The organism is Qipengyuania sp., assembly GCF_042095715.1.
Lineage (GTDB): Bacteria > Pseudomonadota > Alphaproteobacteria > Sphingomonadales > Sphingomonadaceae > Qipengyuania.
The window spans coordinates 1-15,545 of sequence record NZ_JBELMO010000072.1 but is presented as its reverse complement, the minus strand read 5'-3'; the positions used below and the strand labels follow the sequence as shown (position 1 = coordinate 15,545).

General features: G+C 64.5%; 16 protein-coding genes. 12 read left to right on the top strand and 4 right to left on the bottom strand.

Annotation, left to right across the window (positions count from 1 at the left end):
• From pyrF to ACFDTG_RS13905, 3 genes are all read left to right on the top strand, one after another.
• On the top strand, positions 1-540 hold a 540-nt coding region (gene pyrF, locus ACFDTG_RS13915; RefSeq protein ID WP_375291619.1), incomplete at its 5' end, for an orotidine-5'-phosphate decarboxylase.
• 3 nt (positions 541-543) lie between these two features.
• Entirely contained in the window at positions 544-1,050 is a 507-nt protein-coding gene (locus tag ACFDTG_RS13910; protein WP_375291618.1) for a GNAT family N-acetyltransferase, read from the top strand.
• A gap of 18 nt (positions 1,051-1,068) precedes the next feature.
• Complete coding sequence (locus ACFDTG_RS13905; RefSeq protein WP_375291617.1) at positions 1,069-1,719, top strand: phosphoribosylanthranilate isomerase; 651 nt, start codon at positions 1,069-1,071, stop codon at positions 1,717-1,719.
• A gap of 74 nt (positions 1,720-1,793) precedes the next feature.
• Here the strand turns inward: ACFDTG_RS13905 and ACFDTG_RS13900 are convergent, their stop codons facing one another.
• Positions 1,794-2,258: an outer membrane protein gene (locus ACFDTG_RS13900; protein WP_375291616.1), complete on the bottom strand. Its 465-nt coding sequence runs from the start codon at positions 2,256-2,258 to the stop codon at positions 1,794-1,796.
• 210 nt (positions 2,259-2,468) lie between these two features.
• On the opposite strand from ACFDTG_RS13900, the gene trpB reads away from it, so the two are divergent.
• The 4 genes from trpB (at position 2,469) to ACFDTG_RS13880 (ending at position 6,950) form a co-directional block, all read left to right on the top strand.
• Complete coding sequence (gene trpB, locus ACFDTG_RS13895; protein ID WP_375291620.1) at positions 2,469-3,683, top strand: tryptophan synthase subunit beta; 1,215 nt, start codon at positions 2,469-2,471, stop codon at positions 3,681-3,683.
• Between the two features lie 235 nt (positions 3,684-3,918).
• Entirely contained in the window at positions 3,919-4,710 is a 792-nt protein-coding gene (gene trpA, locus ACFDTG_RS13890; protein WP_375291615.1) for a tryptophan synthase subunit alpha, read from the top strand.
• Positions 4,707-5,555 carry an acetyl-CoA carboxylase, carboxyltransferase subunit beta gene (gene accD, locus ACFDTG_RS13885; protein WP_375291614.1) on the top strand — a complete coding sequence of 283 codons (849 nt, stop codon included), beginning with the start codon at positions 4,707-4,709 and terminating at the stop codon, positions 5,553-5,555. The genes trpA and accD overlap by 4 nt, the downstream gene beginning before the upstream one ends.
• A 93-nt stretch (positions 5,556-5,648) precedes the next feature.
• Entirely contained in the window at positions 5,649-6,950 is a 1,302-nt protein-coding gene (locus ACFDTG_RS13880; RefSeq protein WP_375291613.1) for a bifunctional folylpolyglutamate synthase/dihydrofolate synthase, read from the top strand.
• Here ACFDTG_RS13880 and ACFDTG_RS13875 read toward each other — a convergent pair whose 3' ends face one another.
• Entirely contained in the window at positions 6,951-8,678 is a 1,728-nt protein-coding gene (locus ACFDTG_RS13875) for an MFS transporter (RefSeq protein ID WP_375291612.1), read from the bottom strand.
• A 72-nt stretch (positions 8,679-8,750) separates the two neighbouring features.
• Here ACFDTG_RS13875 and ACFDTG_RS13870 point away from each other — a divergent pair, with 72 nt between their 5' ends.
• From ACFDTG_RS13870 to rsmD, 4 genes are read left to right on the top strand one after another with little or no spacing between them, the layout of a single operon-like run.
• A complete protein-coding gene (locus ACFDTG_RS13870) occupies positions 8,751-9,911 on the top strand; it encodes an aromatic ring-hydroxylating dioxygenase subunit alpha (protein ID WP_375291611.1) in 1,161 nt (386 codons plus the stop codon).
• Complete coding sequence (locus ACFDTG_RS13865; protein ID WP_375291610.1) at positions 9,911-10,603, top strand: DUF6445 family protein; 693 nt, start codon at positions 9,911-9,913, stop codon at positions 10,601-10,603. Before ACFDTG_RS13870 ends, ACFDTG_RS13865 begins: the two co-directional genes overlap by 1 nt.
• Positions 10,604-10,651: 48 nt before the next feature.
• Positions 10,652-11,419, top strand: a complete 768-nt coding sequence (locus ACFDTG_RS13860) for a pseudouridine synthase (protein ID WP_375291609.1) — start codon at positions 10,652-10,654, stop codon at positions 11,417-11,419.
• Complete coding sequence (gene rsmD / locus ACFDTG_RS13855) at positions 11,416-11,961, top strand: 16S rRNA (guanine(966)-N(2))-methyltransferase RsmD (protein WP_375291608.1); 546 nt, start codon at positions 11,416-11,418, stop codon at positions 11,959-11,961. The genes ACFDTG_RS13860 and rsmD overlap by 4 nt, the downstream gene beginning before the upstream one ends.
• Before the next feature lie 10 nt (positions 11,962-11,971).
• On the opposite strand, the gene ACFDTG_RS13850 is transcribed toward rsmD, so the two are convergent.
• Both ACFDTG_RS13850 and ACFDTG_RS13845 read right to left on the bottom strand, forming a co-directional pair.
• Positions 11,972-12,544, bottom strand: a complete 573-nt coding sequence (locus ACFDTG_RS13850) for a hypothetical protein (protein WP_375291607.1) — start codon at positions 12,542-12,544, stop codon at positions 11,972-11,974.
• A 282-nt stretch (positions 12,545-12,826) separates the two neighbouring features.
• On the bottom strand, positions 12,827-13,402 hold the full coding sequence (locus ACFDTG_RS13845; RefSeq protein ID WP_375291606.1) for a hypothetical protein: 576 nt from the start codon (positions 13,400-13,402) through the stop codon (positions 12,827-12,829).
• Positions 13,403-13,519: 117 nt separating this feature from the next.
• Between ACFDTG_RS13845 and ACFDTG_RS13840 the strand changes: the two genes are divergently transcribed.
• On the top strand, positions 13,520-15,545 hold a 2,026-nt coding region (locus ACFDTG_RS13840), incomplete at its 3' end, for an ATP-dependent helicase (protein WP_375291605.1).

Genomic DNA, 15,545 nt, shown 5'->3' with positions numbered 1-15,545 from the left:
GTGCATATGCTTTCCGGCCTCGGCCTGCCGATATTCCTCGACCTCAAGCTGTACGATATTCCCAACACCGTGGCGCGGGCCATGCAGGCCATCCACGTACTCGAACCCGCGATCGTGACCGTGCACGCAAGCGGCGGGCGCGCGATGATGGAAGATGCCAAGGCTGCGGCCGGCGAGCATACCAGAGTCGTGGGGGTCACCACCCTCACCAGCATGGACGATCGCGATCTGCAGCGCACCGGGATAGAAGGTTCGGCCCACGATCAGGTGCTGCGCCTGACGGATCTCGCGCGCGAGGCCGGGCTCGATGGCGTGGTGTGTTCGGGCAAGGAAGTGAAGGCGGTTCACGATCGCTGGAAGGACGGATATTTCGTGGTGCCCGGCCTGCGCCCCGCCGGGGGCGATGCCGGCGATCAGAAGCGCGTCGTCACGCCGCGTAAGGCGCGTGACGATGGGGCTAGCGTGCTCGTAATCGGCCGCCCGATCAGCCGCGCCTCCGATCCTGTCGCCGCCGCCCGCGAAATCGAATCCACGCTCTGACCGATGGCGGCGGATATCCGGCCGGCCACTTCCGCCGACCTCCCTGCCCTCGCCGCGCTGATCGAACGTGCCTATCGCGGCGACACCGCCAGGCTGGGGTGGACTCATGAGGCGGACTTGTTGTTCGACACGCGGCTGTCTGAAGGCGAGCTTGAAGAGATCCTCCACGATCCGGATCAGACGCAGCTGGTAATGCTGGAAGGTGGAACATTGCTGGGCTGCGTGAACGTGGCCCGGCGCAGCAGCAACCTCGCCTACCTCGGCCTGCTATGCATAGAACCGACACGCCAGGGTGAAGGCCTCGGACGCGGGCTGATCGCCGCAGCCGAGACACACGCGCATGACGCGTTCGGCTGTTCCGCGATTGAAATGACCGTCATCGAGCAGCGCAGCGAGCTCATCGCCTATTACCAGCGCCGCGGGTGGCAGGTAACCGGCGAACAGCGGGACTTTCCCGTCGCGCTCGACCCGCCGCTCTACATGACGGTGCTGGCCAAACCGCTTGCCTGATTGCTAAGGCGCGCGCCTATGCCGGATACCATGATCAAGATTTGCGGGCTTTCTACACCCGAGACCATCGATGCCGCCGTGGACGCCGGCGCGACTCATGTCGGCTTTGTCCATTTCGAACCCAGCCCGCGCCACCTGACGCTGGAAGATGCCGCCCGGCTGCGCCGCCGCGTGCCGGAGAGCGTCAAGCTGGTTCTCGTCTCCTCCAAGCTGCAGCCCGAGGAATTGGCGCGCGCCTATGAGGTGATTCGCCCCGATGTGCTGCAATTTCACGGCAGCGAGACCAGGGAATGGATCGCGCTCGTCAAGAAGACCATTCCCACGATGGAGTGCTGGCGCAGCTTCGGGCTACGCGACGCCAACACGCTCGAAAAGGCCCGCGCGTTCGAGGGCGTGGCCGACCGCCTGCTCTTCGACGCGCCGGCCAATCCCCTGCCCGGTGGTTTGCCGGGCGGCAACGGCACGCTGGCGCAGTGGGACCTGCTCGAAGGGTGGGAGCCGTTCATGCCCTGGGCGCTTGCAGGTGGCCTTAACCCTGACAACGTCGCGGAGGCGATCCGCCGCACGGGCGCACCGTTGGTGGATGCGTCCAGCGGCCTGGAGACAGAACCGGGCATAAAGGATGCGGGCAAGATTCGCGCCTTCGTGGGAGCCGCACGCACTGCCTGAGCCGGACATGGAAACGGGCGGCCCCGAGGTACCGCCCGTCCCAGCGCGCAGGCATGGCCCTAGCAGGGTCGCGATCAGAATTTGTAGCCGACGCCCACCACGACTGCATCGGCGTCCGCATTGGCGAAATCGCTGAAATAGTGGCGGTATTCGCCCTTTACATAGACGGCGTCAGTAACGCGATGCTCGTAGCCAGCGCCGAGGTGCCAGACATCCTCGCCCTCGCCCACGGTGTAGCCGCCGGCGGCGAAAAGCTTGCCGCGCTCGCCCACATGAGCACCGAGGCGCCCGGTGAAGCCGACATAGATTTCGGCACCTTCGACCAGAACCTTGTCCGCCGAGACTTCAGCGCCGGCGAACACGGTTGAACCAAGGTCGAAATCGTAACCTGCTGCCACACCGACAGTCGCTTCTGTCTCGTCGGCGACGAAAATCGGTCCTCCGCGCACTTCCACGCGGGCTTCGTTTGCACTTGCAGGTGCGGTGACTGCAAGAGCCGCGACCATCGCAGCTGCCATTGCGGTCGAATACTTACTCATGTCTTTGGTCCTCATCGTTTCCACCCATGATTAGGTGGAAAACGTGGTGCGCCTCTGTCGCCGACCCGCTTTCTTTTACAGCACCAGTCGATGAACGTCATGACGCGCGCGACCAAAACCGAGGTCCACCGACGAACCGTCGACACGGAACCGGCCAACGACAGGCGCCCGCATCTCGACTTCGGCGCGGGAGGCGGGCATGGGACCTGCATGGCCATCCAACCCAATTCTTTCCGCACCATGCCCGACGAGCGCGGACACTTTGGCGATTACGGCGGGCGCTATGTCGCCGAGACCCTGATGCCGCTGATCCTGGAGCTCGAACGCGAATATCGCAAAGCTCAAGCTGACTCGAGCTTCAAGGCGCAGTTCGACGATCTGCTGGAACATTACGTGGGGCGCCCCAGCCCTCTTTATTTTGCCGAACGGCTGACCGAGGCTGTCGGCGGGGCGCAAATCTGGTTCAAGCGGGACGAGCTCAATCATACCGGCGCGCACAAGATCAACAACTGCATCGGGCAGATCCTGCTGGCCATGCGGATGGGCAAGACGCGCATCATCGCGGAAACCGGCGCGGGCCAGCACGGCGTGGCCACCGCCACCGTCTGCGCGCGCTTCGGCCTGCCCTGCGTGATCTACATGGGCGCGACCGACGTGGCGCGCCAACAACCCAACGTGTTCCGCATGAAGCTCTTGGGCGCGGAGGTGGTGCCGGTCACCAGTGGCGCGGCGACGCTGAAAGACGCCATGAACGAGGGGCTGCGCGACTGGGTCGCCAACGTCCATGACACCTTCTACATCATCGGCACCGCCGCAGGCCCGCACCCTTATCCCGAGCTCGTTCGCGATTTCCAGAGCGTGATCGGCAAGGAAGCGCGCGCGCAGATGCTGTCCCGCATCGATCGCCTGCCCGATCTGCTGGTGGCGGCGATCGGCGGCGGATCGAACGCGCTGGGGCTGTTCCACCCCTTCCTCGACGACCCGGATGTGAAGATGCTGGGCGTGGAAGCGGCAGGCTACGGCCTCGACGGCGATCAGCATGCGGCGAGCCTCCTCGGCGGCTTCCCCGGGGTGCTCCACGGCAACAAGACATATCTTTTGCAAGACGAGGATGGCCAGATCACCGAGGGCCACTCGATCAGCGCCGGGCTGGACTATCCCGGCATCGGCCCCGAACACGCCTGGCTCAAGGATATGGGCCGCGTGGAGTACACCGCCGTCACCGATGACGAGGCGCTGGAGGCGTTCCAGCTGCTCTGCCGCACCGAGGGCATCATCCCCGCGCTCGAACCCAGCCACGCCATCGCTGCGGTGGCCAAGCGCGCGAAGGAAATGGACCGCGACCAGATCATCCTCGCCAACCTTTGCGGCCGTGGGGACAAGGACATTTTCACCGTCGCCGAAAAGCTGGGAGTGGGGATTTGACGAAGCAGCGCGCTAGGCAGCGCAGAAAACGAAAAGGTTCGTCAGAGCACGCTCGGAAATCCCGTGTGCCGAGTTGGGGACCAGCGCTGCTGATTTTCGGCTTTATGACAGTCTTCATGGGCATTTGGCGAGGTGTCCAGAAGGGCACTGACTTTGATTGGCCGGACGCCCTCTTTGTCCTGCTTTTTGCCTCCGTGATCTCATTAATCGCGCTCCTCCGCCCGAGAACTTTCGAATGACCCGCCTCTCTTCAGCTTTCGCGAAACCGCATCCCGCACTCGTCTGCTTCCTCACCGCTGGCGATGGCGACACAGCGGCCAACCTAGACGCGCTGGTCGAGGGCGGCGCCGATGTGATCGAGTTGGGGATGCCCTTCACCGATCCGATGGCCGATGGCCCCGCTATTCAGGCGGCGAATATCCGCTCGCTGGGGATCGGCACGAAAACCGCCGATGTCTTTCACATCGCCGCCGAGTTTCGCAAGCGGCATGCCGACACTCCGCTGGTGCTGATGGGCTATGCCAACCCGATGGTGCGGCGCGGGCCGGAATGGTTCGCGGACCAGTGCGAGGCCGCCGGGGTCGACGGTGTGATCTGCGTCGATATTCCTCCGGAGGAGGACGAGGCTCTCGGCCCCGCCCTTCGCGTCAAGGGCATCGCCCCGATCCGCCTCGCCACCCCCACCACCGACGCGAAACGTCTGCCGCAGGTGCTCGAAGGGTCCGGCGGCTTCGTCTATTATGTATCCGTTGCGGGCATCACCGGTAGCCAGCAGGCAAGCTCAAGCTCGATCGAGGTCAAGGTTCGCGAACTGAAGGCGGCGACCGATCTGCCCATCGCAGTCGGCTTCGGCATCCGGACGCCTGAACAGGCAGCCGCCGTCGCCAGCGTGGCCGATGGGGTCGTCGTCGGCTCTGCGCTGGTGGAGTTGGTGGAAAAGCACGGGGCCGAGGCCCCTGCCCACATCCGCAACTACACCGCCGCGCTTGCCCAGGCGGTGCATTCTGCGGCAAGGGGCGCGGCATGAACTGGTTCACTCGCGTCCGCAATTCCCTGCCCTTCATCCCCAAGCGCACGACCGACGATACGCTCTGGATCAAGTGCCCTTCGTGCCAGGAAATGATCTTCGCGCAGGAATATCGCGACAATCTGCACGTCTGCCCCCGCTGCGAGCATCATGGCCGCCTCTCCACCGACGAGCGGCTGCGTATGCTGATGGACCCCGGCTATGTCGTGCTGTCGGAGCCGGACGTGAAGGAAGATCCGCTCAAGTTCCGCGACACCGCCAAATATACGGAGCGGCTGAAGAAGGCGCGTGCCAAGAACCCTTACAAGGATGCCTTCCAGGTCGCCTTCGGCTCGATCGAGGGCCACGCGGCGGTGGTCGGCGTGCAGGATTTCGGCTTTATGGGCGGCAGCATGGGCCAGGCCGTGGGCACCGCCTTCTGCCAGGGCGCGGAGCGTGCGCTGACGATGAAGTGCCCCTATGTCGTGGTGACCGCAGCAGGCGGCGCGCGCATGCAGGAGGGAATCTTGTCCCTTATGCAGATGCCCAAGGCCACCGTCATGACCCGCCGCCTGAAGCAGGCGGGCCTTCCCTATATCGTGATCCTGACCGATCCGACCACCGGCGGGGTCACCGCGAGCTATGCCATGCTGGGCGATATCCAGATCGCAGAGCCGGGCGCTCTCATCGGATTTGCCGGTCAGCGCGTGATCCAGGATACCATCCGCGAACAGCTTCCAGAAGGGTTTCAGCGCGCTGAATACCTTCAGAAGCACGGAATGCTGGACATGGTCGTGCACCGCAAGGAGCTGAAGGGAACGCTGGCAACCGTGCTGGATTACCTGGCGCCCAAACAGGCCGCCTAGTGCGAGCCTCCAAGGCGGCGATAAATCCTCCCCGCTTCCGCGCCGCGGAATTGGTGAGGTGGCATTTGAGTATCGACTGACGGAAGGGGCCGCATGCGCGATTTCGCCACATCGTCCGACCCGGCAGTTCAGCGCCAACTCGACCGGCTCGGCGCGCTCAGCGTGCCCGAGGGGCGCCTCGGCCTCGAGACCATCCACAAACTGCTGGCGCGGCTGGGCGATCCGCACGACAGCCTGCCCCCCGCCTTCCACGTCGCGGGCACCAACGGCAAGGGTTCCACCTGCGCCTTCCTGCGCGCCATGCTGGAAGCAGATGGCAAGCGCGTCCATGTCACCACCAGCCCGCATCTCGTCCGCTACAACGAGCGCATTCGCGTAGCGGGCGAACTGATTTCTGACGAGCGGCTCGCCGCCGTGCTGGCCGAGGTGCTGGATGCGGGAGAGGAGCTGTCGCCCAGCTTTTTCGAGGTGACCATCGCCGCCGCTTTCCTGGAATTCGCGCGTGTGCCCGCCGATGCCTGCGTGATCGAAGTCGGGCTGGGCGGGCGCTTCGATGCGACCAACGTCCTGCCCCACCCCGCCGCCTGCGGGATCGCCACGCTGGGGCTCGACCACGAACGCTTCCTGCTCGCCCCAGAGAAGGATACGCCCGCCGAGCCGCTGGCGCGCATCGCGTTCGAGAAGGCGGGCATCGTGAAGACCGGATGCAGTCTCGTCACGCAGTCCTATCCAGAGGGGCCGACGCTGGAGATCGAGCGTGCCGCGATTGCGGCCGGCGCGCCGCTGGCGATGCGCGGACAGCAGTGGGAAGCGGAGGCGACCGACCTCGGCCTGCACTATCAGGATCGTGACGGCGCGCTGGCGCTGCCGTTGCCCACACTGCCTGGCCTGCATCAGGCGGATAATGCCGCGCTCGCGGTGGCGATGCTGCGGCATCAGGATTTCGTCAGCGTGGGGCGCGACGCCATGGCGCGGGGCATCCGCGCCGCCCGCTGGCCCGCGCGCCTGCAGCGCCTGTCACCTGGCCCACTGGTTGGTGACCGGGAGGTCTGGCTGGACGGAGGACACAATCCCGACGCTGGCGCGATGCTGGCCCGCCACTTTGCCGGGCGGAGATTTCACCTCGTCATCGGGATGCTCGCAAACAAAAACCCGGCGGCTTTGCTAGGCTCGCTCGCGTTCGGTGTGGAAAGTGCGATCGCCGTACCCGTGCCGAGGCACGAACATCATGGTTCCAAATCCTTCGGGGAAGCGATCAAGCGGGCGATCGACAATGCGCCGGGGCTACATGAAGCTTTCGACAAATTGCCCGACGATGGCCTGCCGGTGTTGATCGCAGGCTCGCTCTATCTCGCGGGCGAGGTCTTGAAGTTGAACGAGGAATTGCCGGACTGATTATTCCGCCGGCGCGACTGCCGAGGGTGCTTCGGGCGAAACCACGCCGCTCGCGCCCGGTCGGCTCTGGCGCCACCATTCCAGCACGACCAGAACCATCGCACCCACGCCGATCCAGGTCGTGAGAATGAAGACGTCGTAATAACCTTGCCGTTCGATCATCTGGCCCAGGGCACCGCGCCCGATGGTGCCGATGAGCAGCGTGAGCGAGGACAGCAAGGCATATTGCACCGCGCTGAATTGCTTCGAAACGATCGAGGATAGCCAAGCGATGAAGGCTGCGCCCGCGATGCCGATCGCGAGGTTTTCGCCACCGATGGTCAGCATGAGTTTGGCTAGCTTGGGGCTCCCGCCGGGGAAGCTGGAAATCAGCGCAGTGAAGCCGGTCGCGTCCGCCACCGCACCCATCGTCGGCCCGCCGAGCGCCATGTCGGCATACAGCAGATTGGTGAGCGCCGCGAGCAATCCGCCGATCAGCAGCGTGGGCATCCGCCCGATGGCCGTCAGCATCCAGCCGCCGATCGCCAGCCCCAGCACGATCGCACCTATGCCGAAGATCTTCGAGGCAAAGGCGACCTCGTCCTTGGTGTACTGCAATTCGCCCAGATAGAACGGATAGGCGAATGTGCCCCAGATGGCGTCGCAAATACGGTAGGTGAGCACCAGCGCCAGGATCAGCACCAGCGACCAGCCCATCCGGCCCACGAACTCCACCAGCGGCAGCACCAGCGCGCGATAAAGGTGATCGAGCGCGAAGGCGCCCCCCGTGGCGCGCGGCGCGTCCTCCGCGAGAAGATTTACCCCTTTCCGCTGCTGCCCCGCTAGCCAGCCCGCGATCAGCGCGGGCAGTACGATCGTGGCGACGATCACCCACGGGCCCCAGTTGAGCGTAAAATCGGTGGGGTCAGGGCGGTTTTCCGGGGCCGCAGTCATCGACTGGATCATGAAGTTTAGCAGCACCGCGATGGCACCTGCCCACAGCACACCGACGATCGCAAGCGCGCGATAGCGGACCTTGGGCGAAAGCTGGCCCGCATGGCGCAGCGCGCGAACCTGCTCGTCGCTCTCCGCGGTGTCGGCGATCGCGGACTGATCGGAATCGGGAGCGAAAAAGCCCGCTGCGCCGACAGCCAGAAGCAATCCGCCCATCAACACATAGGTCTGCGGCCAGCCGATCCGCTCCGCAATGATCAGCGCCAGCGCGCCCCCCATGAGGGAGGAAAGCCGGAACCCCATCTGATAGACGGTGGAAAGGATATCGAGCGTGGCCTTTTCATCCGCCACATCGATGCGCCAGGCGTTGATGGCGATATCCTGCGTGGCGCTGGCCAGGGCGCCGATACCTGCGAGCAGGCTGAAGGTGCCGAGTTGGGAGCCGGGGTCCAGCGCCGCCATCGTCACCAGGATCGCACCCAGCAGAAGCTGCATCGGGATGATCCACTGCTTGCGCTTGCCCAGTCGGCGCAGGCCCGGAAGATCGACCTTGTCGATCAGCGGCGACCAGATGAACTGAAACGCATAGGCAAGCCCGATCAGGCTGAAGACGCCCATCGTCTCCAGATCGACCTCCGCTTCGGTCAGCCAGGCGAACAAAGTCCCGAGGAACAGGGCAAAGGGCAGGCCGCTGGCGAAGCCGAACAGCAACATAAAGCCGGTCTTGCGATCTGTGAGAGCGCGCCCGAGCACGCGCCAGCTCGACGGCTTCTTACCGGCAACTGCTTCGACCATATATGCTTCGACCTTTTCTCGACCCCGAAAGTCTGCGACGTTAGCGGGTGAAGCTGAACGGGAACAGTCGGCATGGCAGAGGCATCCACCGTCAATCGCGAATTAAGGCCCACACCCGGCCAACTGGCTCTGGCGCGGGCCATCGCCGAGGGTGGCGAAGCGCGTGGAGAGGCGATCACACACGTTCCTGCCACGGTCTATACCGATCCGGCGCATTTCGAGCGTGAACGGCGCGCGCTCTATGATCGGATGCCGCAGATTCTGGTGCCGAGTGCGCTCCTCCCCGAAGCGGGCATGGCGCTGCCGCACGACACCACCGGGCGCCCCCTGCTCATCACCCGCGATGCCGAGGGAAACGCGCATGTCTTCCTCAACGTGTGTCGACATCGCGGAACGCGGCTGGTCGAGGGGAAGGACGCGGTCTGCACCAAGAAGCTGGTGTGCCCCTATCACGCCTGGACCTATTCGGTGGACGGGCGGCTTCTGGCTTTACCCCGTCCCGATAGCTTCCCCGGGATGGACAAGGGGAAGATGGGGCTGGTCGAACTGCCCAGCTGCGAAGCGGGCGGGCTGATCTGGTTCTCCCCAGCCGATCATGCCGATTTTGCTCACGCGCGCGCCCTGGGTGAGGACATGGATGCCTTCGGGACCGCGGCCCATGTCCTGTTCCGGCGCAAAACGCATACCGTCCGCGCGAACTGGAAGCTTATCATGGATGCCTTCCTCGAAAGCTATCACGTCACGCGCCTTCACGCGAAAACCATCGGGCCTTTTTTCAAGGATGGCGTGACTTCCGGGGACATGATCGGCCCCTTTGCGCGATCGGCGGTGGGCAGGCTCGAGGAGATGGACGGTGTCGATCTCGAAAACATGGCCACGCTGCGCCGGGTCATAACCTTCGCCTATCAACTTGTGCCCGGCGCGCTCATCATCCCGAGCCCCGATTATCTCAATGTCATGACCATGATGCCGCAGGCGCACGACCTCACGCTCGTGGAGGATTTCATGCTCATTCCAGAGGAACCGGCGACCGACAAGGCGCGCGACCACTGGGAACGCAGCTGGGCCCTGCTGGATGGTGGAGTGTTCGCGGGGGAAGATTTCCGCGCCGCCGAGCTCGGGCAGCAGGGGCTTTCCACCGGTGCTGTCCCAGAACTTACCCTGGGAACGCTCGAAGCCGGTATCCGCCGCTATCACGAGACCGTGGAGGACGCGCTGCGCGCGGCGAACTGATGCACGCAGCCGCAGCGCCCAACCGTTTCACGGTCGAGCGCTTCGGTCGCGAGCGGGAACCGGTGGTCGTCATCGATGGGTTCAGCGGCGGCATCGATGCGCTGGAAGCCGAAGGCCGCCGAGCAGACTATGCCGAACAGCGCATGTATCCCGGGCTTCGTGCGCCCGCGGATCCGGCCTATCTCGAAACGCGCCTCGATTTCCTGATCCAGATACTTGCCGAAGTCTTCGCCATCGAACAGGCGATAGTCCAGACCTGCGATTTTTCGATCGTGTCGCGCACGCCCGATGCGCTGATGGCGCCGCAGCGCATACCGCATTACGATCATACCTCTCCCGCGGTGGTGGCCCTGCTGCATTACACGCAAGGGCCCGAAACTGGCGGGACCGCGTTCTTTCGCCAGCGCCGCACCGGGTTCGAGACCGTCACGCCGAACCGGCTGGAAATCTACAAGGCGGCGCGCATGGCCGACGCGGCGGAGCATGGCCCGCCGCCTGCCGGCTATATCGGCGGCGAAACCGAATGCTATGATCGCATCGGGGCCGTCGAGGCGCGACGGGACCGCGCGGTTCTCTATCGCGCGCGGACGTTGCATTCTGGCATCATCCCGCAGGCCCCCGACCCCGCGCGCGCGCGATCCTGCGGGCGGATGACCATCAACAGTTTCCTGGTGGGAAAAGCGCTGGATTGAACGGGCTGCGTGGTGGATTTGCATGGCGTTGCCGCCTAATGGGCGCAAATGGCGAACTCCCTACCCGAGGCCGGCGACCGGATCGCCAAACTGCTCGCGCGCGCGGGCGTTGCCAGCAGGCGCGAAATCGAGCGGATGATTGCGGACGGTCGCGTGGCGCTGGACGGCAAGGTCCTCGATACCCCCGCCGTCAAGCTGGAGACGCTGCGCGGCGTCACCGTGGACGGCAAACCGGTGGCGCAGGCGGAAGCGGCTCGGCTGTTCGCGTTTCACAAACCCAGCGGGCTCATCACCGCGGAACGCGATCCGCGCGGCCGACCGACCATCTACACCGCCCTGCGCAATGCCCTGCCCCGCGGTGCGCCGCGACTGATGCCAGTCGGTCGGCTGGACTTCACCACGGAGGGCCTGCTGTTGATGACCAACGACGGCGAACTCAAGCGGGCGATGGAGCTCCCCTCCAGCGGCATTCCGCGTACCTATCGTGCACGCGCGTTCGGCGATGTGACGCAAGCCCAGCTTGACGAGCTGATGGAAGGGGTCACCATCGAAGGCGTGCGATATGGCCGGATCGAGGCTGATCTGGAGCGCTCCTCAGGCCGCAATCGCTGGATCGAACTAACCCTGACGGAGGGGAAAAACCGCGAGGTCCGCCGCGTTCTGGAACATCTGGGACTTCAGGTCAGCCGCTTGCTGCGCACTGCCTATGGGCCCTTCCAGCTTGCCGACCTGCCACGCGGTCAGGCGGTCGAGATCCGTCAAAGCGATGTCGAGCGATTCCGCAAGGGGCTGAAGCCCCGGACGGACCGCAAATGAGAATCATCGCCGGCGAGTGGCGCGGCCGAAAGATGTCGGCCCCGGCAGGCGATGCGACACGCCCCACCGGCGACCGCACACGCGAGACGCTATTCTCCATGCTCACGAGCCGGCTGGGCAGCTTCGAGGAGCTTAGCGTCCTGGACCTTTTCGCAGGGTCGGGCGCGCTGGGTTTGGAGGCGCTTTCCAGGGGTGCTGCCAGCTGCCTCTTCGTGGAGCAGGATGCGGCAGCCGTAAAAGCGATCCGCGCCAATGTGGAAGCGCTGGGCGCCCGCGCCAAGGCGGTGGTGCAGGCCGGATCGGTGATGGCGCTCGGCCCGGCAAAGGCGCCGCATGACCTCATCCTGCTTGATCCGCCCTACGATACCGGCGCAGGTCAAGTCGCGCTCGACCGGATGATCCGCCTGGGCTGGATCGGACCGCAGACGTGGATCGCGCTGGAAACCTCCGCGCGCGAAGTGGTGGACGTAAAGCTGCTTTCCATCGTGGCCGAACGAAAAGTCGGCAAGGCGAAGCTGTCCCTGCTCCGCCTCGCCGATTGAAAATAGCCGATTATTGAGCGGCGTCTTCGGGTTCAGCCGCTTCCTGCTCGGCGGCCTGCTGTTCGAGTGAGGCCCAGGTCTGCTCCTGCTGCGCTTCGGTCATCGCGACGATCTTGGCCTGGTCCGCCGGGGCGATGCGATCAAAGAGCGCCTGGCGTTCGGGGCTCAGTGTGGCGCGATAAACGTCCGGAGTGGGAGCGGTACCATCGGCCATGGCGTCGAGCGCTTCGGCGGGTGTCGGGTTCGTGGTTTTCGCTGAGGGATCGGCGGGGGCTTCGGCGGGCAATGGCTGGGCCATCGGATCGTCCGTCGGCGAAGGCACCGGCTCGGCCGCAGGTGGCGTTTGCGTGGTGGCCAACGGATCGGTTGCGGGGGGCTGGTTCGCCTCATCCGCATCCGTCATCGGCGCAGGGTGGGTGCCCTCCATGCGATCAACGGTAGTCTCATCGGGCGTGGGTGCCATTGTCCCGCTGACAGGCGGCGCGGGATTGTCGAGGTCCTCCTGCGCTGCGGTATCCTGGGCCATGGCTGGTGCGATCGCAAAGGCAAGGGCTGCGAGCGAAGATGTCATCAATATACGCATCGGTATTCTCCTTCTGCCGTAAAACCTGTCGCAAGAAGCAAGAGGCCTTGGGCGGTTTGGTGAATTCAAGATGTGCGTTGATCTTAGACGCCTCAACCCTGGGCGCCTACGCCCCAACCTCGGAACACATCGCCCCAGCGCTAAATGTGTCGAAAATAGGGCAGAGCGAATAAGCTGTTGATCTTTTTGATGACACCAAAAAGGGGAGAGACTGTCACGGCAGTCCCTCCCCCTCCAAGCGGCGCGCCAGCCTCGGCGGCGCGCATGCTGGAACCCGGCGAATTACATCTCGCTGGCGGGCTTGCCCGGCCAGTGATCGAGCGGCTTGGTGCCGGTCTTGTTCTTCTCCCAGCTGTTGATGCAGCCATCCTGCTGGTTGGGTTCGCAGACCGGAAGATCATCGGCATTGATTGATGCCGCGGTCCGCTGTGTAATCGGCTGCGCCATCTCCTTGCTGACGAACCGCATCTGACCGCTGGTCGTGGTCGATGCGTTGGCGCTGGCCGCCGGCGTGGTCGTCTGGGCATTCATTTGCGCGGCGATGGCGCTCCAGGCGGCGGTGCGCTGCTCGGGCGTCATCTTGTAGATGCGTTCGCGCTGCATGTCGTTGAGGACCCACCAGCCCCCTTGCTGGGCGGGCGTGAGGCTCCAGTAATATTCCTGATAGGTTCCGGGCCATGCATCGTAGGTCGTCTGCCTGTCGGCGGGCCACTTGGCGTACATGCCCTCCTGAACCTCGGTCATGGTGTACATGTTGCCGTCCGCGTCCACGGCGGTCATCGTTTCCTGAGCGATGGCGCCGCCGGCGGGAAGGGCAAGGGCGAATGCCGCAGCGGCGGCCACAAGATGCGATTTCATATCACTTCTCTCCAAACTGAGATTTTCGGTCGCTTTGTTTACGAATGAGCTCGGGGACTGGTTCCGACACCATCTTGCACGCCCTGGCCCCGTTCCCTACCTGTTCGAACTCCCGCTATGTCCAGTTCCGCACCCCTCCCCCCGCGCGCCGGCGAACCGCCCGCCTATGCCGCTCGGCTCAATCCGCCCCAGCAGCAAGCTGTCCTGACCACGGAAGGGCCGGTGCTGATGCTGGCGGGCGCAGGCACGGGCAAGACCGCTGCTCTGACGGCGCGGCTGGCACATCTCATTGCGACGCGGCGCGCCTGGCCCAGCGAGATCCTGTGCGTCACCTTCACCAACAAGGCCGCGCGCGAGATGCGCGAACGGGTCGGGCGCCATATCGGCGATGCGGTTGAAGGCATGCCCTGGCTCGGCACATTCCATTCGATCGGCGCGCGGATGCTACGCCGCCATGCGGAGCTGGTCGGCCTCCAGCAGAACTACACGATCATCGACACCGACGACCAGCTACGGCTGCTCAAGCAGCTGATCGTCGAAAATGACCTCGACGAGAAGCGCTGGCCGGCGCGGCAGCTGGCCGGGTTGATCGACCGCTGGAAGAACCGCGGGCTCAATCCCGAAGACCTCGATGCGATCGAGAACGAGAGCTATGCCAACGGACGCGGGCAGCAGTTCTACCGCCTGTATCAGGACCGCTTGAAAGCGCTGAACACCTGTGATTTCGGCGATCTGCTGCTGCATGTCCTCAACATCCTGCGCCGCAATCGCGATATCCTCGAACACTACCAGAAACGCTTCAAATACATTCTGGTCGACGAATATCAGGATACCAACCAGGTCCAGTACCTGTGGCTCCGCCTGCTGGCGCAGGAGCGCAAGAATATCTGCGTGGTTGGGGATGACGACCAGTCGATCTATTCATGGCGCGGCGCAGAAGTCGCCAATATCCTCAAGTTCGAAAAGGATTTTCCCGGCGCGGCGGTGATCAAGCTGGAGCAGAATTATCGCTCCACGCCTCAGATCCTGGCGGCGGCGTCAGGTCTTATTGCGGAGAACAGCGAGCGCCTGGGCAAGCAGCTTTGGACCGAACTTCCCCAGGGTGAAAAGGTCCAGGTGATCGGCGTGTGGGACGCGCCGGAAGAAGCACGGCGTGTGGGTGAAGAAATCGAACGGTTCGAGCGCGAGGGCCTTTCGCTGGAACAGGTCGCCATCCTGGTCCGCGCCCAGTACCAGACCCGCGAGTTCGAGGACCGCTTCATCCAGATCGGCCTTAACTATCGCATCATCGGCGGGTTTCGTTTCTATGAGCGGGCCGAGATCCGCGATGCGCTCGCCTATCTGCGCGTGATCGAACAGCCGGCGGACGATCTCGGTTTCGAGCGGATCTACAACCAGCCCAAGCGCGGCCTGGGTGCCAAGACGCTGGAGGCAATGCGCCGCCATGCCCGGCGCACCGGCATGCCGCTCGCTGCCGCAAGCCTCGACCTTGCCGACAGTGACGAACTGCCCGCTCGCGCGCGCAACATGCTGGTCGCCCTGCTCGGCCAATTCGTACACTGGCGAGAAGTGGCCGAGCGCGAGACCCCGGCCAACCTCCTGCGCATGGTGCTGGCCGAGAGCGGCTATGACGAAATGCTCGCCAAGGACCGCAGCGCCGAAAGCGCGGGCCGTGCCGACAACCTCGTCGAACTGGCGCGCGCCATGGAGGAATACGACACGCTCACCGACTTTCTCGAGCATGTCAGCTTGGTGATGGACAACGATGCGGCGGGCGATGGCGAGAAGGTCACCATCATGACCATGCATGCCGCCAAGGGTTTGGAATTCGACCACGTGTTCCTGCCCGGCTGGGAGGAAGGCGTATTCCCCAGCCAGCGCGCGCTCGACGAAGGCGGCCTCGCCAGCCTCGAGGAGGAGCGCCGCCTTGGCTATGTCGCGATCACGCGCGCCCGGCGGCGCTGTACCATCCTCCACGCCGCCAACCGCCGCATCTTCGGCCAATGGACGAGTTCGATCCCCAGCCGCTTCGTGGAAGAACTGCCCGAGGCGGTGATCAACCGCGAAACCACGATGACCGGCGGCGCATCGCTATGGCGCGCCAACTGGAGCGAGACCGACGATCCCTTCGCCCATGTTGCGC

Bases quoted from the DNA above. Each gene is read 5' to 3' on its own strand.
- trpB (WP_375291620.1), top strand. From the start codon at position 2,469: ATGGCCATCCAACCCAATTCTTTCCGCACCATGCCCGACGAGCGCGGA.
- trpA (WP_375291615.1), top strand. From the start codon at position 3,919: ATGACCCGCCTCTCTTCAGCTTTCGCGAAACCGCATCCCGCACTCGTC.
- ACFDTG_RS13860 (WP_375291609.1), top strand. From the start codon at position 10,652: ATGGCGAACTCCCTACCCGAGGCCGGCGACCGGATCGCCAAACTGCTC.
- ACFDTG_RS13905 (WP_375291617.1), top strand. From the start codon at position 1,069: ATGCCGGATACCATGATCAAGATTTGCGGGCTTTCTACACCCGAGACC.
- ACFDTG_RS13880 (WP_375291613.1), top strand. From the start codon at position 5,649: ATGCGCGATTTCGCCACATCGTCCGACCCGGCAGTTCAGCGCCAACTC.
- ACFDTG_RS13865 (WP_375291610.1), top strand. From the start codon at position 9,911: ATGCACGCAGCCGCAGCGCCCAACCGTTTCACGGTCGAGCGCTTCGGT.
- ACFDTG_RS13900 (WP_375291616.1), bottom strand. From the start codon at position 2,258: ATGAGTAAGTATTCGACCGCAATGGCAGCTGCGATGGTCGCGGCTCTT.
- ACFDTG_RS13875 (WP_375291612.1), bottom strand. From the start codon at position 8,678: ATGGTCGAAGCAGTTGCCGGTAAGAAGCCGTCGAGCTGGCGCGTGCTC.
- rsmD (WP_375291608.1), top strand. From the start codon at position 11,416: ATGAGAATCATCGCCGGCGAGTGGCGCGGCCGAAAGATGTCGGCCCCG.
- ACFDTG_RS13845 (WP_375291606.1), bottom strand. From the start codon at position 13,402: ATGAAATCGCATCTTGTGGCCGCCGCTGCGGCATTCGCCCTTGCCCTT.
- ACFDTG_RS13850 (WP_375291607.1), bottom strand. From the start codon at position 12,544: ATGCGTATATTGATGACATCTTCGCTCGCAGCCCTTGCCTTTGCGATC.
- ACFDTG_RS13910 (WP_375291618.1), top strand. From the start codon at position 544: ATGGCGGCGGATATCCGGCCGGCCACTTCCGCCGACCTCCCTGCCCTC.
- ACFDTG_RS13870 (WP_375291611.1), top strand. From the start codon at position 8,751: ATGGCAGAGGCATCCACCGTCAATCGCGAATTAAGGCCCACACCCGGC.
- accD (WP_375291614.1), top strand. From the start codon at position 4,707: ATGAACTGGTTCACTCGCGTCCGCAATTCCCTGCCCTTCATCCCCAAG.